Origin of the sequence: Asanoa ferruginea, assembly GCF_003387075.1 — a bacterium.
GTDB classification, from domain to species: Bacteria; Actinomycetota; Actinomycetes; order Mycobacteriales; family Micromonosporaceae; genus Asanoa; species Asanoa ferruginea.
In genome coordinates this window covers 1,231,807-1,253,372 of sequence record NZ_QUMQ01000001.1, presented here as the reverse complement: position 1 = coordinate 1,253,372, position 21,566 = coordinate 1,231,807, and the positions used below count along the sequence as shown (strand labels likewise).

Genomic DNA, 21,566 nt, shown 5'->3' with positions numbered 1-21,566 from the left:
ACCACTATAGTGAACGCCGTTCAGGAGAACGATGTTCAGGTGAACGGCGTTCGGGAGAGGAAGAGCTGTGCAGCAGCAGTTCGAGATGCGAGACCTCACGCGGATCGTGGTCTTTGCCGCCATCATCGCCGTGCTGGGGATTCCGGGTGCGATCACCGTGCCCGGCGGAGCGGTGCCGATCACGGCGCAGACCCTGGGCGTCATGCTCGCCGGCGCGGTGCTCGGCCCGTGGCGCGGCGCGAGCGCGGTCCTGATCTTCCTTCTGCTCGTTCTCGCGGGGCTGCCGCTGCTGTCCGGCGGTCGCGGCGGGGCCGGCGTGTTCGTCGGACCGTCGGCCGGCTTCCTGATCGGCTGGATCTTCGGGGCGCTCGTCGTCGGCGCGATCGTGCGGTTCGGGGCACGGCCCCCGGTCTGGTGGCGCACCGCGCTCGGGTGCTTCATCGGCGGGGCATTGATCGTGTACGTCATCGGCGTGCCGGTGCAGTCGCTGGTCACCCGGCTGCCGCTCAGCAAGACCATCGTGACCACCGCCGCCTTCCTGCCCGGTGACCTGCTCAAGGCCGTGGTCGCGACGATCATCACGATGGCGTTGTGGCGGGCCTACCCGCGCGCGTTCGGCAACCCGACCCGCCGGGTCGCCGCGTGACCGGGCTCGTCTGCGGTGACGCCGTCCTCACCGAAGCGGAGCTGCGCGACCGGATCGCCGCCGCCGGCAAGGCGGGTGTCGACCTGCCAGGCCGCGCCGTGCCGATCCGCGACAAGAACCGGGTCGACGCGTTGGTCACCGCGCTCGCCGTGCGCGCCGCAGGCGGCCTGCCGCTGATCGGCGACGACCGCTGGGACCCCGGCTATTGGGCCGGCCTGCGCGACCGGGTGAACGCGGCGGCGCCGGCACCCGGCATGGCGTGGGGGACCTTCACGAGCGGCAGCACCGGTACGCCGCGGGTGGTGGTGCGCACCGAAGAGTCCTGGGCGGCGTCGTTTCCGGGCGTCGAGCGGCTGACCGGGCTGACCGCCGACGACGTGGTCTACCTCCCGTCGCCGCTGGTGTCCTCGGTGACGATGTTCTCCGTCGCACATGCTCGCGCGCTCGGCGCCACCGTCGTGCTACCGCGCACGCACACCGTCTCGGCTCAAGACCTCGCCGACGCGACGGTGCTGCACGGCACGCCCTACGCGCTGCGCGACATCCTCGAGTCCGGCGCCGCACACCGGCTGCGGGTGGCTCTCATCGGCGGTGCGCGGCTCGACCCGCGGCTGCGCGAGCGGGCCGAGGCCGCCGGGATCGCGGTGGTCAGCTACTACGGCGCCGCCGAACTGTCCTTTGTGGCGGCCGACCCCGACGGGCAGGGCCTGCGGCCGTTCGACGGCGTCGAGGTGCGGGTCGACGACGGCGCGCTGTGGGTGCGCTCGGGCTACTTCGCGGGTGGCTACCTCGGCGCGGTCGACGGGCCGTTCCGCCGCACCGCCGACGGATGGGGCACGGTCGGCGACCTGGCCGAGGTCGACCCGCTGCGGTTGTTGGGGCGCAGCGACGGCGCGATCCTGACCGCGGCCGCGACCGTCGTGCCCGAAGACGTCGAGGCGGCGCTGCTCGGGATCGAGGGGATCGCCGACGCCGTGGTGTTCGCGTTGCCGCACGAGCGGGCCGGCGACCTCGTCGCCGCGGTGATCGAGCCCGCACCCGGGCGGCGGCCGCCGACGGCCGGTGAGTTGCGGGCCCGGGCGGGCACGCTGCTGACCGGCACCCACCGGCCGCGCCGCTGGTATTGGGTCGACCGGCTGCCGCGGACGGCCGCGGGCAAGCCGGCCCGGGAGCAGATCCGGCTGGACGCGATCGAGGGTCGGGTGGCCCGGGTTGTCTGAGTTTCCCGTCGTGGTGGCGGCCCGGCGTACCCCCATCACGGTCAAAGGCGGTGGGCTCGCCCACCGCACCGCCGCCGAGCTCGCCGCGCCGGTCATCCGGGCCTGTCTCGACGACGCCGGGTCGGCCGGGCCGGTCGGCGATGTCGTGCTGGGCAACACCATGGGACCGGGCGGCAACATCGCGCGGGTGGCGGCCCTGGCCGCGGGGCTCGGCGTCGAGGTGCCGGGGATGACCATCGACCGGCAGTGCGGCAGCGGCCTGGCGGCGATCATCACCGCCGCCGAGGCGGTCCGGGCGGGCGACGGCCGGCTGCGGATCGCCGGCGGAGTGGAGAGCTGCTCGACCGCGCCGACCCGGATCGCCGACGGCGTCGCCTACCGCCGGGCACCGTTCGCGCCGCCCGGGCATGCCGACCCCGACATGGTTCGCGCCGCGCAGGATCTGGCCGTGCTCGACGGGATCGGGCGGGAGCGGCAGGACGCGTACGCCGCGCGCAGTCACCGGCTCGCCGTCGCCACCCGCGAGCGCGGCGGATTCGCCGGCGAGATCGTGCCGGTGGCCGGTGTCACCGTCGATAGTGGACCGAGGGCGCGCGTTCCGGCGCTGCTCGACCGGTTTCCGCCGCTGTTCCCGGACGCCGGCGGCACGCTGACCGCCGGCAACTCCTGCCGCGACAGCGACGGCGCCGCAGCGGTCGCGATCGTCCCCGCCGGCGTGCCCGGCCTCGCGATCATCGCGACGGCCACGGTGGGCTGCGACCCGGCGCTACCCGGTCTCGGCCCGGTCGCCGCCGTCGAGACCCTGCTGAAGAATGCCGGCCGCGACCTGGCCGAGGTCGCCGCCATCGAACTCGTCGAGGCGTTCGCCGCACAAGCGCTGGCGTCGTTGACCCGCCTGGGCCTGGCCGCCGACGACGATGTCGACCCAAGGGTGTGCGCCGACGGCGGTGCGCTGGCGCTCGGTCACCCCTGGGGAGCGAGCGCGGCGGTGAGCGTGGTCCGGCTGTTCAGCCGGTTGGTCCGCGCCGGCGCCCCGGCCGGCACGCTCGGCCTGGCAACGGCGGCGGTCGGCGGCGGCCTCGGCGTCGCTGCCCTGTTCGAGGTCGTGCGATGAGCGACATCGTGCTCGACAACGTCACCGTCGAATACCCCGGCGGACGCACGGCGGTAAGCGAGTTGTCGGTGCGGCTGACCGAGCGGCGGATCGCGGTCATCGGCTCCAACGGCTCGGGCAAGTCGACGTTCGCGCGCACGCTCAACGGCCTGATCACGCCCACCATCGGTGCGGTACGCGTACACGGGCTGGACCCGGTCCGCCAGGCCAAGGAACTGCGCCGCCGGGTCGGGTTCGTGTTCAGCAACCCGGACACCCAGATCATCATGCCGACCGTCGCCGAGGACGCCGCGTTCTCGCTGCGCCGCCGCGGTCTGTCCCGGGCCGAGATCGCCGACCGGGTCGCCGCCGCGCTCGACCGGGTCGGCCTGACCGGCTACGCCGACTCGCCGGCCCACTCGCTCTCCGGCGGGGAGAAGCAACTCCTGGCACTGTGCGCGGTGCTGATCGGCGAGCCGAGCCTGGTGGTCGCCGACGAGCCGACCGCCTACCTCGACGGGGTCAACAGCCGGCGGATCGCGGGCTTCCTGCTCGACCAGATGCCGCAGCAACTGGTGCTGGTCACCCACGACCTTCGGCTCGCCGCCCGGTGCGACGTCGCGGTGCGGTTCGACGGTGGCCGCCTGGTCGACCAGGGCGAGCCGGGCCCGGTGATCGCCCGCTACGAACGCGACCAGGACCTGGCGTGATCTCGCTCTTCCGCCCCGGCGACAGCGCCCTGCACCGGTTGCCGGCCGGCCCGAAGCTGCTCGGCGTGATGGCGCTGGCGTTGGCGGTCTCGCTCGCGCCGGCCAACCCGTGGCTGCTGGCCGGGTCGGTGGTCGTGGTGGCCGGCGGCTACCTGCTCGCCGGGCTCGGCATGGCTGAGCCCGGCCGGCAGGTCTGGATCCTGCGCTGGCTGGTGCTGGTGATGCTGGTCAGCCAGGTGTTCTTCCTGCCCGGGCGCACGGTCGCGGCCAACATCGTGCGGGTGGTCGCGGTGATCCTGCTGGCCAACCTGGTCACCCTCACCACCCGCACCGAGGATCTGGTCGACGCCATCGAGCGGGCCTTGGCACCGTTGCGGCACCTGCGGGTCAACCCCGGCCGGGTCGCGCTGATGCTCTCGATGACCATCACCACGATCCCGGTCATCGCCGGGTACGCCGCACAGATCCGCGAGGCACAGCGCGCCCGTGGCGTACCCCTGGCACCGCTCGCCTTTGTCGTGCCTTTGCTGGTGATGGCCCTCAAGCACGCCGACGACCTGGCCGACGCGCTCACGGCGCGTGGCGTCGACTAACGCCAGCGCGCCACGACCGAGGCGCCGCCCAGCACCCGGTCGCCCGGGGCCACCAGGGCGTCGGCGGTGCCGGCCGGCAGGTAGATGTCGGTGCGGGAGCCGAAGCGGATGAGGCCGAAGCGCTCGCCCCGGGCCAGCAGGGCGCCGACCGGTGCCCGCTGCACGATCCGGCGGGCGATCAGGCCGGTGCGCTGCGCGACCACGACCGTGCCGCGCGGGGTGTCGAGCACCGTGTAGGCCGCCACGTTGTGCTCGGCCGCCGGCTTCATCGCCGCCGCGTAGCCGCCGTCGGTGACGAAGTAGTCGACCACTTTGCCGGCCACCGGTGCGCGGTTGACGTGCACGTCGAGCACGGAGAGGAACACCGCGATGCGGAGGAACTCGCCGTCGCCGAAGCGGTCGTCGGTCAGCCGCTCGACCGACAGGACCTTGCCGTCGGAGGCGGCCACCACGGCCGACGGGTCTTCCGGCACGTCGCGCTCGGGGTCGCGGAAGAACGCGGCCACCGGGAGCGCGGCGATCGCCGGCACCAGCCAGAGCTTCGACGCCGGGCGGGCCCGGCGAGCCAGCGCGGCCAGGCCGAACGCGATGCCGGCGGCGGCCACGCCATTGGAGTCGATGTGCATGCCGCGGGTCACCGGGACGCTCGACGGCCGGTAGGCCGGCGCGAGTCGCTCGGCCGCGGCGGCGTCGGCGGGGGAGAAGCGCAGCCGGTGCACCCGGACCGGCGGCCGGTTGGCCAGCACCAGGTCGGAGCCGACGCCGAAGAGCGCCGCCTGCCGGTCGAGTTCGGCGGCCGCGCCACCGGTCAGCCCGGGCAGGGCCGGCGCCGCGATGCTCAGCACACCGCCGTCGGCCAGGTATTTCGCCAGCCCGTCGATGGTAGCCCGGGCGTCTTCGGCCGAACCGCGGAGCGGCTCGGCGACGATCACGATCTGCGCCGCGTCGGACTCGCCGACCGACTCGGCCACCCGGACCCGGTCAGCGACCCACTGGCCCTGCTGGTGGACGTGGGCGCGCAGGGCGGCGGTGGTGGTGCCCACGCCGGGCGTCACCACCAGGCTGTCGCCGGGCAACAGCGTGTCGATCGCGGACTGGAGCACCGCCGACCCGGGCACGGCACCGACCACCAGGGCGGACTTCGGGCCGGCGTGGCGGGCCAGCTCGGCGGTGAGCGTGCGCGCGGCGCGCTCGCCGACGTTGTCGCGGCCCTTGTCGGCGGGGTGCGCGGGGGAGGCGGTCATATCGGGCTGGCTCCTCAGCGGTCGGGATCGTAAGGCCGGCGGCACGAGCGAACAGGCGGCTGGCCGGCGGAGGCGAAAACCTCCACCGGCCAGCATAGGTGGCGCGGGACGCTAGTCGCGGCTTTGACCACGCGGCGGAGCGGAGACCGGGTCGCCGAGGTCGGCGGTGGGCTCGCCGGCGGTCGCCGGCTCCAGGTTGACCGGCGACAGGGGTTGGGCCGGCGACAGGGGTTGGACCGGCGACACCGGATCGACGGCCGGCACCGCCGAGCGCTGCGCCGTGCCGGCGTTGCGGGTCGACCGGATCGCGCCGATCAGCCCCAGCAGCCCCAGCAGGATCAGGCCGAACGCGACCCACCAGCCGGGCGCCGGCACGTCGACGTTGACCACCTGGGCGAACACCCACCAGCCGAAGATCGCCAGGAAGATGATCGCGAAGGCCAGCGAGAGCAGGTCTGTGCGGTGCGGCTTCATCGGGACACCTCCACTTGACCGGTGTTGACGTGGATCGTCAGCCGCAGCGTGCCGCCGCCGACGCCGTCTTCGCCGTTGTCGGCGACCGTCATCGACTGGCCCAGCCCGCTGGTGGACCGGTCGAAGATCTGTGCGTCGCCCGCGTCGACGTTGACGTCGGCGATCACGTCGACGTTGTCGGGCACCCGCACGTCGAGCTGGCCCGCGTTGAGCGAGATGTCGACCTCCTTGCTCTGGCCGGCGAAGTCGAGGTTGGTCAGGTCGAGCCGGGCGTCGCCGAACGGCAGCCGGTAGGTGGGCCGCAGCTCCGCCATCGAGAGCGGCTCCCACACGGCGTCCTTGGTGATGCCGTGCTGGTCGTGGTCGTATTGGTATTCGGCGATCGAGGAGATGCCCAGCGCGGCCGCGGCGGCGACACCGAGCGCGATCAGCCAGCGGGCCCGGCCCAACCAGGTGCCGACCAGCAGGCCGAGCGCGATGGTGAGCAGCGCGGCGGCGAAATAGGTGGTCGGCCGCACCCGGATCACGTTGAGCAGGTCGAGCATCGCCACGACGCCCATCGCCACGAAGATCATCGAGAAGGTGGCGGCGCCGAGCGCGGAGCGCTCCTTCGGCGGCTTCGGTGGCTTGGCCGGCCGGGCCGGCGCGGGGGGTGGCGGTGGCGGCGGCCCACCGTAGGGCCCATAGGGCGCGAACGGCGGCTGGTAGCCCTGTTGCTGGCGGGGCGGGTAGGGGCCGGTGGCCGGCGGGAACTGCGCGGTCGGCGTCGGTGCCTCGTAGGCCCGGGTGGGCTCGTCGACCGCGACCGGTGGCGGCATCGGCGGAGCGGCAGGTGCCGCGACCGGGCCGGTCGGCTGCTCCGGCGCCGACCGCCAGGGCGCGGTGCCGGCCCACGGTGACACGGTCGACCAGCTGAAACCGCCGCCCGCCGCGGCGCCGGACGGCACCGGCTGCGGGCCGCGCTGGTTGCGGTTGAGCAGCAACGCGCCTCCAATCAGAATGGCCGCGCCGAGCAGGACGGCCCGGAACGCGTCGGTGACGAGGAAGCCGAACAGCACCGCGCACCCGACGCCGAGGATGATCGCGGTGACCGGCGACATGCTGGACCGGCCCTTGCCGAGCACCGACTCGATCGGCGACGCGCTGTCGCCCTCGGCCGGGATCAGCAGCCACGCGGTCACGTAGATCAGCACGCCGACCGCGAAGAACACGGTGAGCACGGCGAAGAGCACGCGCCACAGGATCGGGTCGGTGTTGGTGGCCCGCCCGATGCTGGCGCAGACCCCGGCGAGGTATCGGCCGTTGTACGGGCGCACCAGCCCGTACCGCGTGGTGAATCCGCCGGTTGCGGTCGTGGCGCCGGCACCCGGCGGCGGGGGCGGCGGTGGTCCGGGCGGCGGCGCGGCGGCCTCGTCCGCCGGGCGCTCGCCGGCCGTTGGCTCGGGGGTGTCGGTCATAACGTCGATACTGGCGGTGCGGGTGCCCGAGCGGCCTCAGGAACGGACCCTGACGCCACCCTGAGATATCGAGCGCCCAGGTTAAGGGGCCTCCCCGTGGTCACCGGGTGGCGATGCGTGTGACGATCGAAACCACCCGGAAGGAGCCCGTCATCACCGCACCGACTGCCCCGCGCCTCTACCGCGCCCGCGACCGCCGCATGGTCGCCGGCGTGGCCGCCGGTCTGGCCGACCATCTCGGCATCCCGGCCACCCGGGTACGCGTGGCGTTCGTGTTGCTGCTGGGGTTCAGCGGGCTGGGCCTGCTCCTCTACGCCGCCTTCTGGGCGGTGTTGCCGCAACGGGCGCGCACCTCCGAAGACGCCACCCGCCGCAGCTTCGCCCAGATCCTGCCGTTCCTGGTGATCGGTGTCGCGGTGCTGATCACCCAGGGCATCCTGTTCGACTCGGTGGGCGCCGCGGCCACCGGTGGCTGGCTGATCGCGCTCGTGGCGGTCGGCGCCGGCGTGATCTGGCACCAGTCCGACCCGGAGCGGCGCCGGCAGTGGAGCGAGACGCTGCCCCAGATGCCCTGGCTCGCGGCGGTGGTCGACGAGAGTGACCGCCGGGCCTTCCTGCTCCGCTTCATCGGCGGCGGCGTGCTGGTCGCGACCGGCATCATCGGCGTGGTCGCGGTCTACGCACCGTCCGGTGACATCGGCGCCGTCGTCAACGGCGTGATCTTCGCGCTGGTCGGCCTGTTCGGCGTCGCGGTGGTCGCCGGCCCGGCCCTGTGGCGCACGTTCAACCAGCTCCGCGCCGAGCGCGAGGGCCGGATCCGGGAGACCGAGCGCGCCGAGGTCGCCGCCATGGTGCACGACCAGGTGCTGCACACGCTCGCCCTGATCCAGCGCAACGCCGGCGACGTCAAGGTCGTGCAGCGGCTCGCCCGTGGCCAGGAGCGCTCGTTGCGCAACTGGCTCTACAAGCCCACCGCCTCGCCGACCGAGCGGTTCGCCGCGGCCCTGGAGCAGGCGGCGGCCGAGGTCGAAGACACCTTCGCGATCACCGTCGAGACCGTCGTGGTCGGCGACCGCGACACCGACGAGCGGGTCGGCGCGCTGGTCGCGGCCGCCCGGGAGGCCATGGTCAACGCCGCCCGGCACGCCAAGGTGCAGACCGTCTCCCTCTACGCCGAGGCCGAGCCCGACCAGTTGAGCGTCTTCGTCCGCGATCGCGGTGCGGGCTTCGACCCATCTACAGTGGAAGAGACCCGGCACGGGGTGCGCGGCTCGATCATCGGCCGCATGACCCGACACGGTGGCCGGGCGGAGATCCGCAGCGAGCCGGGCACCGGCACCGAGGTTCGATTGTTCCTCCCGATCTCCCGGGCCACGGCCGCGGCCGCCCCGGCCCGCCCGAGCTAAATGCCAGCAAGGACAGGTGAGCTGCGATGACCGACAACCCGACGCCGACCGAGGCACCCCAGGCGCTGCGGGTGTTCGTCGTCGACGACCACGCCATGTTCCGGGCCGGCGTCCGCGCCGAGCTCGCCGGGCGGGTCGACGTGATCGGCGAGGCCAGCTCGGTGGCCGAGGCGGTCAGCCGGATCGGCGCCCTGGAGCCCGACGTCGTCCTGCTCGACGTGCACATGCCCGACGGTGGCGGCCGCGCGGTGCTCGAGGTGGTCCGCCGGACCCACCCGCAGGTCCGCTTCCTGGCGCTGAGCGTCTCCGACGCCGCCGAAGACGTGATCGGCCTGATCCGCGCCGGCGCCCGCGGCTACGTCACCAAGACCATCTCCTCCGACGAGCTCGCCGCCGCGATCCGGCGGGTGGCCGAAGGCGACGCGGTCTTCAGCCCCCGCCTGGCCGGCTTCGTCCTCGACGCGTTCGCGAGCCGCTCCGACACGGCGGTCGCCGACCCGGAGCTCGACCAGCTCACCAACCGCGAGCGCGAGGTGCTCCGGCTGCTGGCCCGCGGCTACGCCTACAAGGAGATCGCGAAGGAGCTGTTCATCTCCATCAAGACGGTGGAGACGCATGTGTCCAACGTGTTGCGCAAGCTCCAGATGTCGAACCGCTACGAGCTCTCGCGTTGGGCGGCAGACCGCCGTCTAGTGTGAATGTTCGGATATAAACATATTTACTCGGATCCGCGGTGGTCCGGACCTTCGCTCCCGCCAGAGAGCGCTCGCTTTGCTTCGCTGCCAGGTCCGCGGTTGGTTTGGCCAAACTCTTGTGCGAGGCACCGAATTGTGTTGATCTAGGCAGCGTGCCCGCTGCCGTGTAGACCCGGTTCGCTCCGCAAACACCCGACGGGCACCCGATTTGGATCAACATCGCGACCCTGGGCCGCGGCGGCTGCCCCGCCGCGGGTAAGGCGCGTGGGAGTTCGGTAGGTGCGGGATGGCGTGCATACCATGTCGGCGGTCCGCAGGAGGACCGCCGCGGGCGGTGATCCCGCCGCGGCCCGCAACTGACCGTGGCGCGAGCACGCACAACCCGCCGTGTGCCCGCAAGTCTCCACGACAATCTTCCCCCGCCAGTGCAACCTAAAATCTCCGCCGACGCGTCTCGTCATCTGCACGGAGCGTGTCGGAACGATGGCGGTTGGCTGCTGCGCTCATCGATAGAACGGCGCAAAACGGTCCCAATCGATCGCTTAACGGCGATTCGATTTGGCCCGATTTGCGCTGCCTTCCGTCTGATGTGCACAGTCGGCTGACTGTTACACCTGACTGCTCGTTCGGAGACATCACTGTTATCTGAACGATGCATTCGACTATTCCGAAGTCGCTTCACGACAGCTAGTTTTTGCCGAACAGGCGGAGCGACCCTTCGTCCGATCTAGGAGGCCCCCGTCCATGAGTACGACCGACTCGGCGCCTGACGCCCCTGTAGCCGTTCCCGACGGCATGAGTGGCAACGTTGCGTTGGAGGTCAACTCCCCGGCCGATGTGCCCGCAGATCAACAGCCCAAAAAGGAGTTCGTCGGGCGGTCGCCCGGCCAGCTCGCCTGGTTGCGGCTGAAGCGCGATCGCACCGCCTCGGTCAGTGCCGTCACGCTTGTGGTGCTCGGCATCATCGCGTTGCTCTCGCCGGTGATCACCGCGGTTCGGGGAATCACGCCGACCGAGCAGTTCAACGACAAGCTCAACGACTTCAGCGCCATCCCGCTGGGCTACGCGGGCGGCATGAACGGCACGCACTGGCTCGGTCTCGAGCCGCAACTCGGCCGCGACATCCTCGCGCAGTTGGTCTACGGCATGCGCACGTCGTTGCTGATCGCATTCGCCTCCGCGATCGTGGCCTCCGCTATCGGTGTCGTGATCGGAATCGTCGCCGGTTACGCCCGCGGCTGGCTCGACACCGGGATCAACTGGTTCATCGACCTGACGCTGGCGTTCCCGTTCCTGATCTTCGCGCTCGCGATCATCCCGATTCTCGAAGACCGCTTCTACGGCGACCGCGACGCGATCCCGGCCAGTTTCCGGGTCATCCTGATCATCTCGACATTCGCGCTCTTCAGTTGGACCTACACGGCCCGGCTGGTCCGCGGTCAGGTGATCACGCTCCGCGAACGCGAGTTCGTCGAGGCGGCCCGCGCGGCCGGCGCCAGCACCTGGCACATCCTCTTCCGGCAGCTGCTGCCCAACATCTGGGCGCCCATCCTGGTCACGCTGTCGCTCAACGTGCCCGCCTTCATCACCACCGAAGCGGCGCTCGCGTTCCTCAACATCGGCGTGATCGAGCCGACGCCAGACCTCGGCCGCATGATCTTCAACTCGATCAAATACGTCGCGACCGATCCGTTCTACACCCTCTGGCCGGGCTTGACGATCTTCATCCTCGTGCTCGCGTTCAACCTGCTGGGTGACTCGCTGCGCGACGCCCTGGACCCCAAGTCCACGCGATAGCCGGGGAAGCCAAGACTTTCGCAACACGCACGTTTCGTTCGGTCGTCTCGGGAGCTTAGGTGGCCCCAGCCGGGCGGGAAGGGAGAAGATCGTGCGATTTAAAGGAGGAGCGCTGATCGTCGGCGCTCTTGCCGTGGCGCTCAGCGCCTCGGCTTGCAGTGAAACCACCCAGAATGACGGCAGCTCCAACGAGCCCGCCAAGACCCAGAGCGGTGCGATCTCATACGACGCCGCCGACAACACCGGCCCGGCCAAGGCGGTCGACGGTGCCACCAAGGGCGGCACCATCAACGTGTTCCAGGTGGGCGACTTCGAGCACCTGGACCCGGCCCGTAACTACGTCAACACGCAGCAGGTTACCGCCAACCTGATCTACCGGTCGCTCAACGGCTACCAGGAGAACGGCTCCGGCCAGATGAAACTGGTCGGCGACCTGGCGACCAACCCGGGCACCGACGTCAACAAGGACTGCAAGGTCTGGGAGTTCAAGCTCCGCGACGGCCTGAAGTACGAGGACGGCTCGGCGATCACCTCGAAGGACGTCGCCTACGGCATCGCCCGTAGCTTCGCCGACGAGCTCAACGAGGGTCCGCAATACATCCAGCAGTGGCTCTACCCGGGCGGCGCCACCTACAAGGGCCCCTACAACGGTGGTGCGCCGACTCCGCAGGGCGTCGAGACCCCGGATGACAAGACGATCAGGTTCACGTTCGCGGACCCCCACTGCGACATGCCGTACGCGGCCGCGCTGCCGACGTCCGCGCCGGTTCCGCAGGCCAAGGACACCCGCGCGCAGTACGACCTGCGTCCGTTCTCGTCCGGCCCCTACAAGGTGAAGTCCTACACCCGGGACAACACGCTCGAGCTCGAGCGCAACACCAACTGGGACCCCAACACCGACCCGATCCGCAACGCCTACCCGGACAACGTGAAGTTCACGTTCACCCTTGAGGCCGAGCAGATCGCTGAGCGGCTGGTCGCTGACGCGCCGGCCGACCAGACCGGTCTGACCTGGACCGACGTTCCCCCGGCCGTGCTTCCCCGCACGACCGACCCGGCCGTCGCGCCGCGCGTCGTCAAGGGCCCCACGCAATACGTCTGGTACGTGGGCATCAACAACCAGCGGATCACCGACAAGAAGGTCCGCGAGGCGCTCTACTACGGCCTGGACCGTGACGGCGCGCTCAAGGCGATCGGTGGCACCTCCGCCGGCTCGCCGGCCAGCACGCTGATGTCGCCGACCACCGCGGGCTTCGAGGCCTACGACGCCTACAACGCCCCGGCCACCGGTGACCCGGCGAAGGTCAAGGAGATCCTCGGCAGCACCACGCCGCCGGCGCTGGTTCTCGCGCACAGCAACACCCCGCTCCGCACCGCGCAGGCCGCCGCGATCAAGGAAGGCCTGGAGAAGTCCGGGTTCAAGGTCACCTTGAAGCCGATCGAGTCGACCAGCTACTACGACGAGATCGGTCGCAAGAACAACCCGTACGACCTCTACCTGCACGGTTGGGGTTCGGACTGGCCGACCGGCTCGACGATCATCCCGCCGCTCTACGACGGTCGTGAGCTCAGGCCTGAGGGCAACAACAACCTGTCGTACTTCAACGACCCGACCATCAGCGCCGAGATCGACCGGGTCAAGAAGCTGCCCGCGGCCGAGCAGGACGCGGCATGGATGGCTCTCGACAAGAAGCTCATGACGGACTTCGTGCCCGAGATCCCGGCCTACTACGACGCCACGTACGTGCTCCACGGCTCGAAGGTCGGCAACGCGTACCTCAGTGACGCGTTCGGCCTCCTGCAGCTCAACAAGATTTTCGTCAAGCAGTAGCTCAGTAACCTCGCAACGCCGTTAGGTGGGTGCGGGTGGTTCTCCTACAAGGAGGCCACCCGCACCCGGCGCGGCAGTCTCCATCGGATAGGTGCATCCCATGGCCCGGTTCATCACCCGTCGCGTGCTCGTCGGCGTCGTCACGCTCATCGCGATCAGCATCATCGTCTTCGGGCTGTTCTTCGCTGTGCCTTCGTCCCCGGCGAAGGTGATGTGTGGCAAGAACTGCGACCCGGCGCAGATCGCCGTGGTGGAGACCCGACTCGGCCTTCGTGAGCCGATCACAACGCAATACACCAAGTTCATGAGTGGCATCTTCGTCGGCCGCACCTACGCCAAGGGCACCGACTTCGAGCAGCGCTGCGATGCGCCCTGCCTCGGTTACTCGTTCCGCAACAACGAGCCGGTGACCGCCATCCTCGGCCGCACCGTGCCGGTCACGATCAGCATCGTCACCGGCGCCGCCATCGTCTGGCTGCTGATCGGCATCTCGTTGGGCATGATCTCCGCGCTGCGCAGAGGCACGGTCTTCGACAAGGTCGCCATCGGCATCTCGCTGACCGGCGCGTCGATGCAGGTCTACTTCTTCGGCCTGATCCTGCTCTACATCCTGGTCTACCTGACCGGCCTCTTACCATTCCCGTCCTATACGCCGTTGACGCAGAATCCGGGCCAGTGGGCGGTCGGCCTGCTGTTGCCCTGGCTGACGCTGGGCTTCCTCAACTCGGCGATCTACGCCCGGCTCTCGCGTGCCCAGATGCTGGAGACGCTCTCCGAAGACTACGTGCGCACCGCCCGCGCCAAGGGGCTGCCGCTGCGCCGGGTCTACACCAAGCACGCGCTGCGGGCCGCCATCACGCCCATCGTCACGATCGCCGGCCTCGACATCGGCGCGTCGCTGGGTGGCACGTTCATCACCGAAACGATCTTCGGTTTCCGCGGGCTGGGCAAGGAGACCGTCGACGCGGTCAACTTCCTCAACCTGCCGATCGTCGTCGCGACGGTCCTGCTGGCCGCAGTGTTCATCATCGTCGCGAACCTCATCGTCGACGTGCTCTACGCCGTGATCGACCCACGGGTCCGGCTGAGCTGAAGCGCGAGGGAGAACAACAGTGACCGCACCAACCTCGGCGCCACAGAGCTCGGCAACCGCCGACACGGGTGCCTACCTGCGGGTCAACGACCTGCGAGTGCACTTCCCCACCGAAGACGGCGTCGTCAAGGCCGTCGAAGGCGTGTCGTTCTCGGTCGAGCGCGGCAAGACGCTGGGCATCGTCGGCGAGTCCGGGTCGGGCAAGAGCGTCACGTCGCTGACCATCATGGGCCTGCACAACACCAAGCGGGCCCGGATCTCGGGAGAGATCCTGGTCGGTGGTCGCAACGTGGTCGGCATGTCCGAAGAGCAGACCCGCCGCCTGCGTGGCCGCGACATGTCGATGATCTTCCAGGACCCGCTGTCGGCGCTGCACCCCTATTTCAAGGTGGGTTCGCAGATCGCCGAGGCCTACCAGGTGCACCACCCGAAGGCCTCGAAGAGCGAAGCGCGCAAGCACGCCGTCGACATGCTCGGCCGGGTCGGCATCCCGCAGCCCGCGCGCCGCGCCGACCAATACCCGCACGAGTTCTCCGGCGGTATGCGGCAACGCGCGATGATCGCGATGGCCCTGGTCAACGACCCCGACCTGCTGATCGCCGACGAGCCGACCACCGCGCTCGACGTGACCGTGCAGGCGCAGATCCTCGACCTGCTCGAAGACCTCCAGAGTGAGTTCAACTCGGCGATCATCATGATCACCCACGACCTCGGCGTGGTCGCCCAGGTCGCCGACGACGTCCTCGTGATGTATGGCGGCCGCCAGGTCGAGTTCGGCAGCGTCGAGCAGGTCATGCGCCGCCCGCAGCACCCCTACACCTGGGGCCTGCTGGCCAGCGTCCCGTCGCTGCACGGCGACGCCGACGCCGAGCTGGTGCCGATCAAGGGCAACCCGCCCTCGCTGATCAACCTGCCGACCGGCTGCGCGTTCCACCCGCGCTGTCGCTACGCCGGCCGCAACGGCGACCGCTCGTTCACCGAGGTGCCCGAGCTGCACCAGGTCCAGGAGCGTGGCCACCTGGTCGCCTGTCATCTGTCCGAGGCCGACCGCAAGAGGTTCTACGCCGAAGACATCGCACCGTCCGCTGGAGTCGCGCAATGACCGAGACCCTGGTTCAGGAGCCCGGCGCCGCGCCGGTCGAGCCGTCCCGCCGCCGGGCCGAGCCGCTGCTGGTCGTCGACGACCTGACCAAGCACTTCCCGGTGCGGTCGGGGATGTTCGGCCGGTCCGCGCTGGTGCGTGCCGTCGACGGCGTCAGCTTCTCGGTCGACGCGGGCGAGACCCTCGGTCTCGTCGGCGAGTCCGGCTGCGGCAAGACCACGACGGGCCGGATGCTGGTCCGCCTGCTCGAGCCGACCAGCGGAAAGATCACCTTCGAGGGCAAGGACATCAGCCACGCGAAGGGCTCCGGGCTGCGTCAGCTCCGGCAGGACATGCAGATCATTTTCCAGGACCCCTACGCGTCGCTCAACCCGCGCCACACGGTCGGCCGGATCGTCGCGATGCCGCTCCAGGTCAACGGCATCAAGCCGCCGGGTGGCGTGAAGAAGCGCGTCCAGGAGCTGCTGGAGCTGGTCGGCCTCAACCCCGAGCACTACAACCGCTACCCGCACGAGTTCTCCGGCGGCCAGCGGCAGCGCATCGGTGTGGCGCGCGCGCTCGCGCTGCGCCCGAAGATCATCGTCGCCGACGAGCCGGTCTCCGCGCTCGACGTGTCGATCCAGGCCCAGGTCATCAACCTGCTGCGCGAGTTGCAGCGCGAGCTCGACCTGGCGTTCGTCTTCATCGCGCACGACCTGGCCGTGGTCCGCCACTTCTGCCAGCGGATCGCGGTGATGTACCTCGGCAAGATGGTCGAGGTCGGCGACCGCAACATGATCTACGAGCGCCCGGCGCACCCCTACACCCGCGCGCTGCTCTCGGCGGTGCCCGACGTGACGAAGATGGGCGCCTCCGGCCGGATCCGGCTGGAAGGCGACGTGCCGACGCCGCTCAACCCGCCGTCGGGCTGCCGCTTCCGCACGCGCTGCTGGAAGGCGCAGGAAATCTGCGCCACCCAGGAGCCGCCGCTGAGCATCAAGCCCAACGGATCGCTCGCCGCCTGCCACTTCCCGGAAGACGGCACCATCAAATAGCAGCCGGGTGGTGTTCGAGCGCCGCTATGAGCCAGTCGAAGACCGGCCCTAGCGGCGCCGCCACCGGCGTGTCGTTGATGATGTCGATCAGGTGCACATAGCGCTCGGTCCGTGGCTCGTTCGCGGTCCGCAGCCGGGTCAGCAGCTTGGCCCGGTAGGCGGCGGTGTCGGTGGTCTCGAACGTCTCCGCGTAGCTCGCCACGATCTCGTCGAGCACCGCGGCCGCGGCCGGCGAGGCGGGCTCGATGCCCGCCTCCATCGCCGACGTGACCCGATCGCGCACCTTCATCGTCAGCTGGTGGTGCAGGCCCATCCGGCCGCCGTCGGCGCGTTCGGCCGCCTGGTGCTCGGCCATCCGCCGGACGCTGGCGATGAAGTCGGGGTCGCGCACCAACTCGGCCAGCTCGATCCAGGCGTCGACCTGTTCGGTGGTCGGCTCGTCGGGCAGGTAGGGCCGCATCGACCGGAGTAGCGCGACGAAATCCTCGTTGGCGTCGAGGTCGCCGAACGTGCGGTCGATGAAATCGTTGATCAGCCGGTGTCGCTCGTCTTCGGACAGTTGGACGACGCGGTGCATGAGCTCCATCTCCTTCGGGTCTGAGCCCCGCCTCGCGACCGCGCGCAGCACCCCGCGGCGCAGCCGCAGGATGCGGATCTGCACGTCGAGCGCGTCGGCGTGCCGCGCGGCGGCCTGCGCCACCGAAAGCTCCTCGGCCAGCACCCCACGGATCGTGGCCAGGTCCAGGCCAAGTTCGCGCAGCGTGCGGATGAGGTCGAGGCGGGCGACCGCTTCGAGGTCGTAGCGGCGGTGGTTGGCGGTGCTGCGGTCGGTCGGCGGCAGCAGGCCCGCGTCGGAGTAGAACCGGATCGTGCGCACCGGCAGCCCGGTGCGGCGCGCCAGGTCACCGATCGAGTAGTGCTCCCGCATGCCGACAACTCTGCGACCTCCACCAGGTGGAGATGCAACCCCGTTGGCTACGGTGGCCGCATGGGGGAACAGGTAACCGCCGCGGCGCGGGCGTGGGTGCGGGCGATCGCACTGTGCGTGGAGGCGCTGCCCGGCGGCTTTCATCAAACCGGGCCGCGCGGCACCACCGAGATGATCACCGGCATTCCGGTGCCGACGCTCAACGGGGTGCTCGCCGTCACCGGCCCGGTCGACGTCGACGAGGTGTCGGCGTTCGCCGACTCGCCGCGGCTTTCCGAGTTGCCCTGGAGCGTCCAGGTGCGCGGCGGTGACGACGCCGAGCGGGTCGCGGCGCTCGCGGCGGGGCACGGCCTGACCCAGCGGCTACCGCTGCCGTTCATGCTCAAGGAACTCACCGGGCCGGTCGACGCCGGTCCGGGTGTTCGCCGGGTGACCGGTGCCGACGGCGACCTCTACCGCAAGGCGCTCGCCGACGGCTACGAAGGCCCTGAGTCGATCTTCGACGGGTTCAGCCGGCCCGCCCTGCTCGATCACCCGGCGATGCGCGGCTATGTCGTCGAGGTCGCCGGCACGGTGGTGGCCACGTCGTTCGGCGTGCTGATCGACGACCAGGTCGGCGTCTTCAACATCTCCGTCCCGCCGGAGCACCGGCGGCGCGGCTACGGCCGGGCGGCCACCGCGGCGGTGCTCCGCGACGGTATGCGGCCGGTGCGCGCCACGCCTTCCTGCACGCCACCCCGCTCGGCGTGCCGCTCTACGAGTCGATGGGCTTCCGGACCGCGCAGACCTGGGCCGTGTTCCTGCCGGCCTAGCCGATCTGCTCGCCGATCAGGTCGGCCAGCAGCATCGTCGCCTCGTGACAGGCGGCGGAGTGGCGGGTGAACTGCGGAAACCCGTGGGTCAGATCCGGATTGTGTACGTAGGTCAGGTCGTTGCCGGCAGCGGCCAGCCGGAGCGCGTACTCGTGGCCGACGTCGCGGAGCGGGTCGAACCCGTTGGTGACCAGGATCGCGGGCGGCAGGTCGGCGTGCGACGCCGCGTTCATCGGCGTCACGTAGGGATGCCGGCCGTCATCGGTGTTCTTCAGGTAGTTGCGGACCATCTCGTAGATGCCGTTGGTCTCCAGGTAGAGCCCGGAGCGGTTCTCGCTGCCCGCCGGCGTGTCACCCGGGAACGCCGCCTCGGGGAACAGCGGCACCTGCAACGCCAGCACCGGACCGGCCTCGTCGCGCAGCTTGAGCGCGACCACGCAGGTCATGTTGCCGCCGGCCGAGTCGCCGCCGAGGGCGATCCGGGCGGGGTCGACGCCCTCGTCGTCGGCGTTGTCGAAGAGCCAACGTACAAAATATTCGATCTCGTCGATCTGGACCGGGAACTTCGCCTCCGGCGCCAACTGGTAGTCGAGCGCGTAGGTGAGGATCCCGGCCCGCTGCGCGATCAGCCGCATCGGCACTTCGAACTCGTCGAGGGTGCCGTAGGTGAAGCCGCCGCCGTGCACGTAGACCAGCGCGCCCGCCGGGGCCCGGGGCTGCCGCGCCGGCGTGTGCCGGCGCACCGTCAGCGAACCGTGCGGGCCCGGCAGGACGAGCGTGTCCATCGCGCCGATCTCGGGCCACGGGCCCTCGCCCAGCATCTCGTGGTCACGCCGCCCCTCCGCGATCGAGACGTCGGCGCCGAGGGTCGGGCCGTGCGGCAGCCATTCGGCGAGTTCGGGGTCGAGGGTGCCCCGGCCTACTGACGCGGGGATGCTCGTCCGGTCGTAGATGGGCATATCCCCATGCTGCGCCCGCGGCCCTGGGCCGCGCGGCCGAACCGGCGAGTCAGAGTGCGCCGCGGCCGGCCCGGAGGATCAGCAGCGCGAGTTGGGTGCCGTCGGCGCCCAGGGCGGTGCGGAACTTCTCCAGGATCTCCCGCTCGCGGGAGAGCACGAGGCGGGTGCCGCCGGACGCCACGCGGGTGGCGCCGACCTGCTGGGACAGCGCCGCGCGCTCCTGCCACAGCTCGATCATGGCGGCGTCGATCTCGTCGATGCGTTCACGCATACCGCGGATGCGTTTTGCCGCGTCGGCGTCTTCGGTCCCGGTGCTCGGCTGGGCGACGATGTTGGTGCTCATTTCGTGCTCCTCGGGGGCCATCTCACTGATTCTCTTGGCTGGTCGGGCCGCCTGGACCCCGAGGCGAGAAAAGCCCCGGGCTCCAGGAGCCCGGGGCTTCTCGCAGGTCTTGTGCTCTCAGGCGCGACCTACGGCTGCCGGACTCCCGGTGCCGTAGTAAAAGTAAAATCGCGACCTCTGGATCACGTTCGCAAGTATGCCCGCGTGCCCAAACCGGCGCAAGAGCGACCGGGGTGTGGCGCCCACCGCTCTCGTGGTCGGCGCCACACCACCGGGTCAGCCGAGCCGGGTGATCCGGTTGGCCGGGCCGGGTGCCACCGGGGCGTTGGCGCCCAGATAGCCGACCAGCGCGTCGACGTCGAAACCGGGCGCCGTGGTGCGGTTGGTGCCCGCGGTCAGGTTGGTGAAACCGTCGCCACCGTTGGCCAGGAAGTCGTTGGTGGTGAGCCGGTAGGTGGCGGCCGGGTCGATCGGCGTGCCGTTGAGCGCGAGGTTGGACACCCGCGAGCCCGCCGCCAGCCGCGTGTCGTAGGTGTAGGTGAAGCCACCCGACACCTGCAACACCCGCTGGGTGGTCTGCCCGGCGAAGCCCGGGAACTGCTGCTCGAGCACGTCCTTGAGCTGCGCGCCCGTCACGGTCTGGGTGACCACCAGGTTGTTGAACGGCTGGACGGTGAACGCCTCGCCGTAGGTGACCTGGCCGGGTGCCTCGCCGCCGGGTGAGTTGGCGAACGGGAGCGAGGCCCGGATGCCGCCCGGGTTCATGAACGCGATCTGGGCGCCGTCGGCCTGCGTCCAGGCGAGCTGCGCGTCGGCGATCACGTCACCGAGCGGGCTTTCCTGGTTGGTCCCGGTGTCGCGGACGATGTCCTTGGTGATCGAGCCGACGATCCGGTTGCTGATCGGCGCGACCGCGGCGCGGTATTTGTCGGCCAGCTGCTTCGCGGCCGGGTCGACCAGCGCCGGGTTGCGGACGAACGTGCCGTCGGGGTTGGTCTGGTAGGTGCCGTTCTCGTTGCGGACGCCGTTTTCGGCGACCACGTTGCGTGCGGTGATCTCGGCGAACTTGCCGGTCTTCTTGTCGAGCGAGTAGTCGATGTCGGTGACGATCTGGCCGTTGGTGCCGGCGCTGGTGACCACCACGTCGTTGCCCGCCGAGTTGGGCAGCTTGCACGAGTAGAAGCGGTGGGTGTGCCCGGAGACGACGATGCCGTATTCGGGCCGCAGGCCCTTGACGATGTCGACGACCGGCCCGCTGAAGTTGGTGCAGCTGTCGACCGTCTGCGGCGTGCCGGACTGCGCGCCGCCCTCGTGCAGCAGCAGCACCATCGACTTGACGCCGAGCAGCCGCAGCAGGGTCGCGTATTTGTTGGCGGTCTCGATCTCGTCCTTGAAGGTGACCGAGGTGATGCCGGCCGGGTTGACGATGCCCGGGGTGCCTTCGAGAGTCATGCCCACGAAGCCGACCGGCACGCCGTCGACGATCCGGATGTTGAACGGCAGCAGCAGCGGCAGGTTGAGCCGCTTGGTCACCACGTTGGCGGCGAGGTAGGTGAAGTCGGCGCCGTAGAACGGGTCGCCGTCCTGGCAGCCGTCGACCGGGTGGCAGCCGCCGAACTGGAGGCGCTGGAGCTCGTCGGTGCCCTCGTCGAACTCGTGGTTGCCGACCGAGGTGATCTCCATGCCCAGCACGTTGAGCATCTCGATCGTGGGCTCGTCGTGGAACGCGGCGCTGACCAGCGGCGACGCGCCGACCATGTCGCCGGCGCCGACCGTGGTGCTCAGGCGGTGTTCGCCCTTGGCCTCGGCGCGCAGCCGCTTGACCGCGGTGGTCAGATATTCGGAGCCACCGGCCGGGACCCCGTTGACCGCGGCACCCGACCCGGTGGGCGGGTCGATGGAGCCGTGGAAGTCGTTGAAGGCGAGCAGGTTGCCCTGTGCGAGCTTGGCACCGTGCGAGTTCCCGAACGTCACGGAGACGGGCGTCAGCGCGGGTGCGGCCGCCGCGGGGGAGGCGCCCGCACCGGGCAGGGCGACGATCACCCCCAGGGCGAGGGCCGGGGCTGCGAGGTAGCGCAGCAAGCGGCCAGGTCGACTCGTGATCGGCATGTCACTTCCTGTGTGATCGA

At 70.5% G+C, this 21,566-nt stretch carries 20 protein-coding genes; 13 read left to right on the top strand and 7 right to left on the bottom strand.

Annotation, left to right across the window (positions count from 1 at the left end; genetic code table 11):
- Positions 1-67 precede the first annotated feature (67 nt).
- From DFJ67_RS06110 to DFJ67_RS06090, 5 genes are read left to right on the top strand one after another with little or no spacing between them, the layout of a single operon-like run.
- Positions 68-646, top strand: a complete 579-nt coding sequence (locus DFJ67_RS06110) for a biotin transporter BioY (protein WP_203783587.1) — start codon at positions 68-70, stop codon at positions 644-646.
- Positions 643-1,866: a class I adenylate-forming enzyme family protein gene (locus DFJ67_RS06105; RefSeq protein WP_203783586.1), complete on the top strand. Its 1,224-nt coding sequence runs from the start codon at positions 643-645 to the stop codon at positions 1,864-1,866. Before DFJ67_RS06110 ends, DFJ67_RS06105 begins: the two co-directional genes overlap by 4 nt.
- On the top strand, positions 1,859-2,980 hold the full coding sequence (locus tag DFJ67_RS06100; protein WP_116066992.1) for a thiolase family protein: 1,122 nt from the start codon (positions 1,859-1,861) through the stop codon (positions 2,978-2,980). Before DFJ67_RS06105 ends, DFJ67_RS06100 begins: the two co-directional genes overlap by 8 nt.
- A complete protein-coding gene (locus DFJ67_RS06095) occupies positions 2,977-3,669 on the top strand; it encodes an energy-coupling factor ABC transporter ATP-binding protein (protein ID WP_116066991.1) in 693 nt (230 codons plus the stop codon). The genes DFJ67_RS06100 and DFJ67_RS06095 overlap by 4 nt, the downstream gene beginning before the upstream one ends.
- A complete protein-coding gene (locus DFJ67_RS06090; RefSeq protein ID WP_116066990.1) occupies positions 3,666-4,262 on the top strand; it encodes an energy-coupling factor transporter transmembrane component T family protein in 597 nt (198 codons plus the stop codon). The genes DFJ67_RS06095 and DFJ67_RS06090 overlap by 4 nt, the downstream gene beginning before the upstream one ends.
- Here DFJ67_RS06090 and DFJ67_RS06085 read toward each other — a convergent pair.
- From DFJ67_RS06085 to DFJ67_RS06075, 3 genes are all read right to left on the bottom strand, one after another.
- Positions 4,259-5,506, bottom strand: a complete 1,248-nt coding sequence (locus tag DFJ67_RS06085; RefSeq protein WP_116066989.1) for a phosphatidylserine decarboxylase — start codon at positions 5,504-5,506, stop codon at positions 4,259-4,261. The genes DFJ67_RS06090 and DFJ67_RS06085 overlap by 4 nt on opposite strands.
- Positions 5,507-5,617: 111 nt before the next feature.
- Positions 5,618-5,980, bottom strand: coding sequence for a hypothetical protein (locus DFJ67_RS06080; RefSeq protein WP_116066988.1), 363 nt, complete (start codon positions 5,978-5,980; stop codon positions 5,618-5,620).
- Complete coding sequence (locus DFJ67_RS06075; protein ID WP_116066987.1) at positions 5,977-7,437, bottom strand: PspC domain-containing protein; 1,461 nt, start codon at positions 7,435-7,437, stop codon at positions 5,977-5,979. Before DFJ67_RS06075 ends, DFJ67_RS06080 begins: the two co-directional genes overlap by 4 nt.
- A 125-nt stretch (positions 7,438-7,562) precedes the next feature.
- Between DFJ67_RS06075 and DFJ67_RS06070 the strand changes: the two genes are divergently transcribed.
- The 7 genes from DFJ67_RS06070 to DFJ67_RS06040 all read left to right on the top strand — a co-directional run bounded on the left by DFJ67_RS06070 (position 7,563) and on the right by DFJ67_RS06040 (position 16,395).
- On the top strand, positions 7,563-8,843 hold the full coding sequence (locus DFJ67_RS06070; protein WP_409362912.1) for a PspC domain-containing protein: 1,281 nt from the start codon (positions 7,563-7,565) through the stop codon (positions 8,841-8,843).
- Between the two features lie 26 nt (positions 8,844-8,869).
- Entirely contained in the window at positions 8,870-9,541 is a 672-nt protein-coding gene (locus DFJ67_RS06065; protein WP_116066986.1) for a response regulator, read from the top strand.
- A gap of 792 nt (positions 9,542-10,333) precedes the next feature.
- Positions 10,334-11,335 (top strand): ABC transporter permease, encoded by a 1,002-nt coding sequence (locus DFJ67_RS06060; RefSeq protein ID WP_116066985.1) that lies wholly within the window; start codon positions 10,334-10,336, stop codon positions 11,333-11,335.
- Between the two features lie 91 nt (positions 11,336-11,426).
- Positions 11,427-13,166, top strand: a complete 1,740-nt coding sequence (locus DFJ67_RS06055; RefSeq protein ID WP_116066984.1) for an ABC transporter substrate-binding protein — start codon at positions 11,427-11,429, stop codon at positions 13,164-13,166.
- Between the two features lie 100 nt (positions 13,167-13,266).
- The gene (locus DFJ67_RS06050) at positions 13,267-14,259 is read left to right on the top strand and encodes an ABC transporter permease (RefSeq protein WP_116066983.1); all 993 of its coding nucleotides are present in this window, start codon (positions 13,267-13,269) and stop codon (positions 14,257-14,259) included.
- A gap of 19 nt (positions 14,260-14,278) precedes the next feature.
- On the top strand, positions 14,279-15,361 hold the full coding sequence (locus DFJ67_RS06045; protein WP_116066982.1) for an ABC transporter ATP-binding protein: 1,083 nt from the start codon (positions 14,279-14,281) through the stop codon (positions 15,359-15,361).
- Positions 15,358-16,395 (top strand): ABC transporter ATP-binding protein, encoded by a 1,038-nt coding sequence (locus tag DFJ67_RS06040; RefSeq protein WP_116066981.1) that lies wholly within the window; start codon positions 15,358-15,360, stop codon positions 16,393-16,395. Before DFJ67_RS06045 ends, DFJ67_RS06040 begins: the two co-directional genes overlap by 4 nt.
- On the opposite strand, the gene DFJ67_RS06035 is transcribed toward DFJ67_RS06040, so the two are convergent.
- Positions 16,388-17,323, bottom strand: a complete 936-nt coding sequence (locus tag DFJ67_RS06035) for a MerR family transcriptional regulator (protein ID WP_116066980.1) — start codon at positions 17,321-17,323, stop codon at positions 16,388-16,390. The genes DFJ67_RS06040 and DFJ67_RS06035 overlap by 8 nt on opposite strands.
- A gap of 60 nt (positions 17,324-17,383) precedes the next feature.
- Between DFJ67_RS06035 and DFJ67_RS06030 the strand changes: the two genes are divergently transcribed.
- On the top strand, positions 17,384-18,205 hold the full coding sequence (locus DFJ67_RS06030; protein ID WP_116066979.1) for a GNAT family N-acetyltransferase: 822 nt from the start codon (positions 17,384-17,386) through the stop codon (positions 18,203-18,205).
- Here the strand turns inward: DFJ67_RS06030 and DFJ67_RS06025 are convergent.
- From DFJ67_RS06025 to DFJ67_RS06015, 3 genes are all read right to left on the bottom strand, one after another.
- Positions 18,132-19,094 carry an alpha/beta hydrolase gene (locus DFJ67_RS06025; protein ID WP_116066978.1) on the bottom strand — a complete coding sequence of 321 codons (963 nt, stop codon included), beginning with the start codon at positions 19,092-19,094 and terminating at the stop codon, positions 18,132-18,134. The two genes, DFJ67_RS06030 and DFJ67_RS06025, sit on opposite strands and share 74 nt — an antisense overlap.
- A 49-nt stretch (positions 19,095-19,143) precedes the next feature.
- Positions 19,144-19,437, bottom strand: a complete 294-nt coding sequence (locus DFJ67_RS06020) for a chorismate mutase (protein WP_116066977.1) — start codon at positions 19,435-19,437, stop codon at positions 19,144-19,146.
- A 276-nt stretch (positions 19,438-19,713) separates the two neighbouring features.
- Positions 19,714-21,546, bottom strand: coding sequence for a bifunctional metallophosphatase/5'-nucleotidase (locus tag DFJ67_RS06015; RefSeq protein ID WP_116066976.1), 1,833 nt, complete (start codon positions 21,544-21,546; stop codon positions 19,714-19,716).
- Between the last annotated feature and the right edge of the window lie 20 nt (positions 21,547-21,566).

What these genes read in the sequence shown, in the direction of transcription:
- DFJ67_RS06095 (WP_116066991.1), top strand. Translation starts at nt 2,977, where the DNA reads ATGAGCGACATCGTGCTCGACAACGTCACCGTCGAATACCCCGGCGGA.
- DFJ67_RS06085 (WP_116066989.1), bottom strand. Translation starts at nt 5,506, where the DNA reads ATGACCGCCTCCCCCGCGCACCCCGCCGACAAGGGCCGCGACAACGTC.
- DFJ67_RS06080 (WP_116066988.1), bottom strand. Translation starts at nt 5,980, where the DNA reads ATGAAGCCGCACCGCACAGACCTGCTCTCGCTGGCCTTCGCGATCATC.
- DFJ67_RS06075 (WP_116066987.1), bottom strand. Translation starts at nt 7,437, where the DNA reads ATGACCGACACCCCCGAGCCAACGGCCGGCGAGCGCCCGGCGGACGAG.
- DFJ67_RS06065 (WP_116066986.1), top strand. Translation starts at nt 8,870, where the DNA reads ATGACCGACAACCCGACGCCGACCGAGGCACCCCAGGCGCTGCGGGTG.
- DFJ67_RS06060 (WP_116066985.1), top strand. Translation starts at nt 10,334, where the DNA reads ATGAGTGGCAACGTTGCGTTGGAGGTCAACTCCCCGGCCGATGTGCCC.
- DFJ67_RS06050 (WP_116066983.1), top strand. Translation starts at nt 13,267, where the DNA reads ATGGCCCGGTTCATCACCCGTCGCGTGCTCGTCGGCGTCGTCACGCTC.
- DFJ67_RS06040 (WP_116066981.1), top strand. Translation starts at nt 15,358, where the DNA reads ATGACCGAGACCCTGGTTCAGGAGCCCGGCGCCGCGCCGGTCGAGCCG.
- DFJ67_RS06035 (WP_116066980.1), bottom strand. Translation starts at nt 17,323, where the DNA reads ATGCGGGAGCACTACTCGATCGGTGACCTGGCGCGCCGCACCGGGCTG.
- DFJ67_RS06030 (WP_116066979.1), top strand. Translation starts at nt 17,384, where the DNA reads ATGGGGGAACAGGTAACCGCCGCGGCGCGGGCGTGGGTGCGGGCGATC.
- DFJ67_RS06025 (WP_116066978.1), bottom strand. Translation starts at nt 19,094, where the DNA reads ATGCCCATCTACGACCGGACGAGCATCCCCGCGTCAGTAGGCCGGGGC.
- DFJ67_RS06020 (WP_116066977.1), bottom strand. Translation starts at nt 19,437, where the DNA reads ATGAGCACCAACATCGTCGCCCAGCCGAGCACCGGGACCGAAGACGCC.
- DFJ67_RS06015 (WP_116066976.1), bottom strand. Translation starts at nt 21,546, where the DNA reads ATGCCGATCACGAGTCGACCTGGCCGCTTGCTGCGCTACCTCGCAGCC.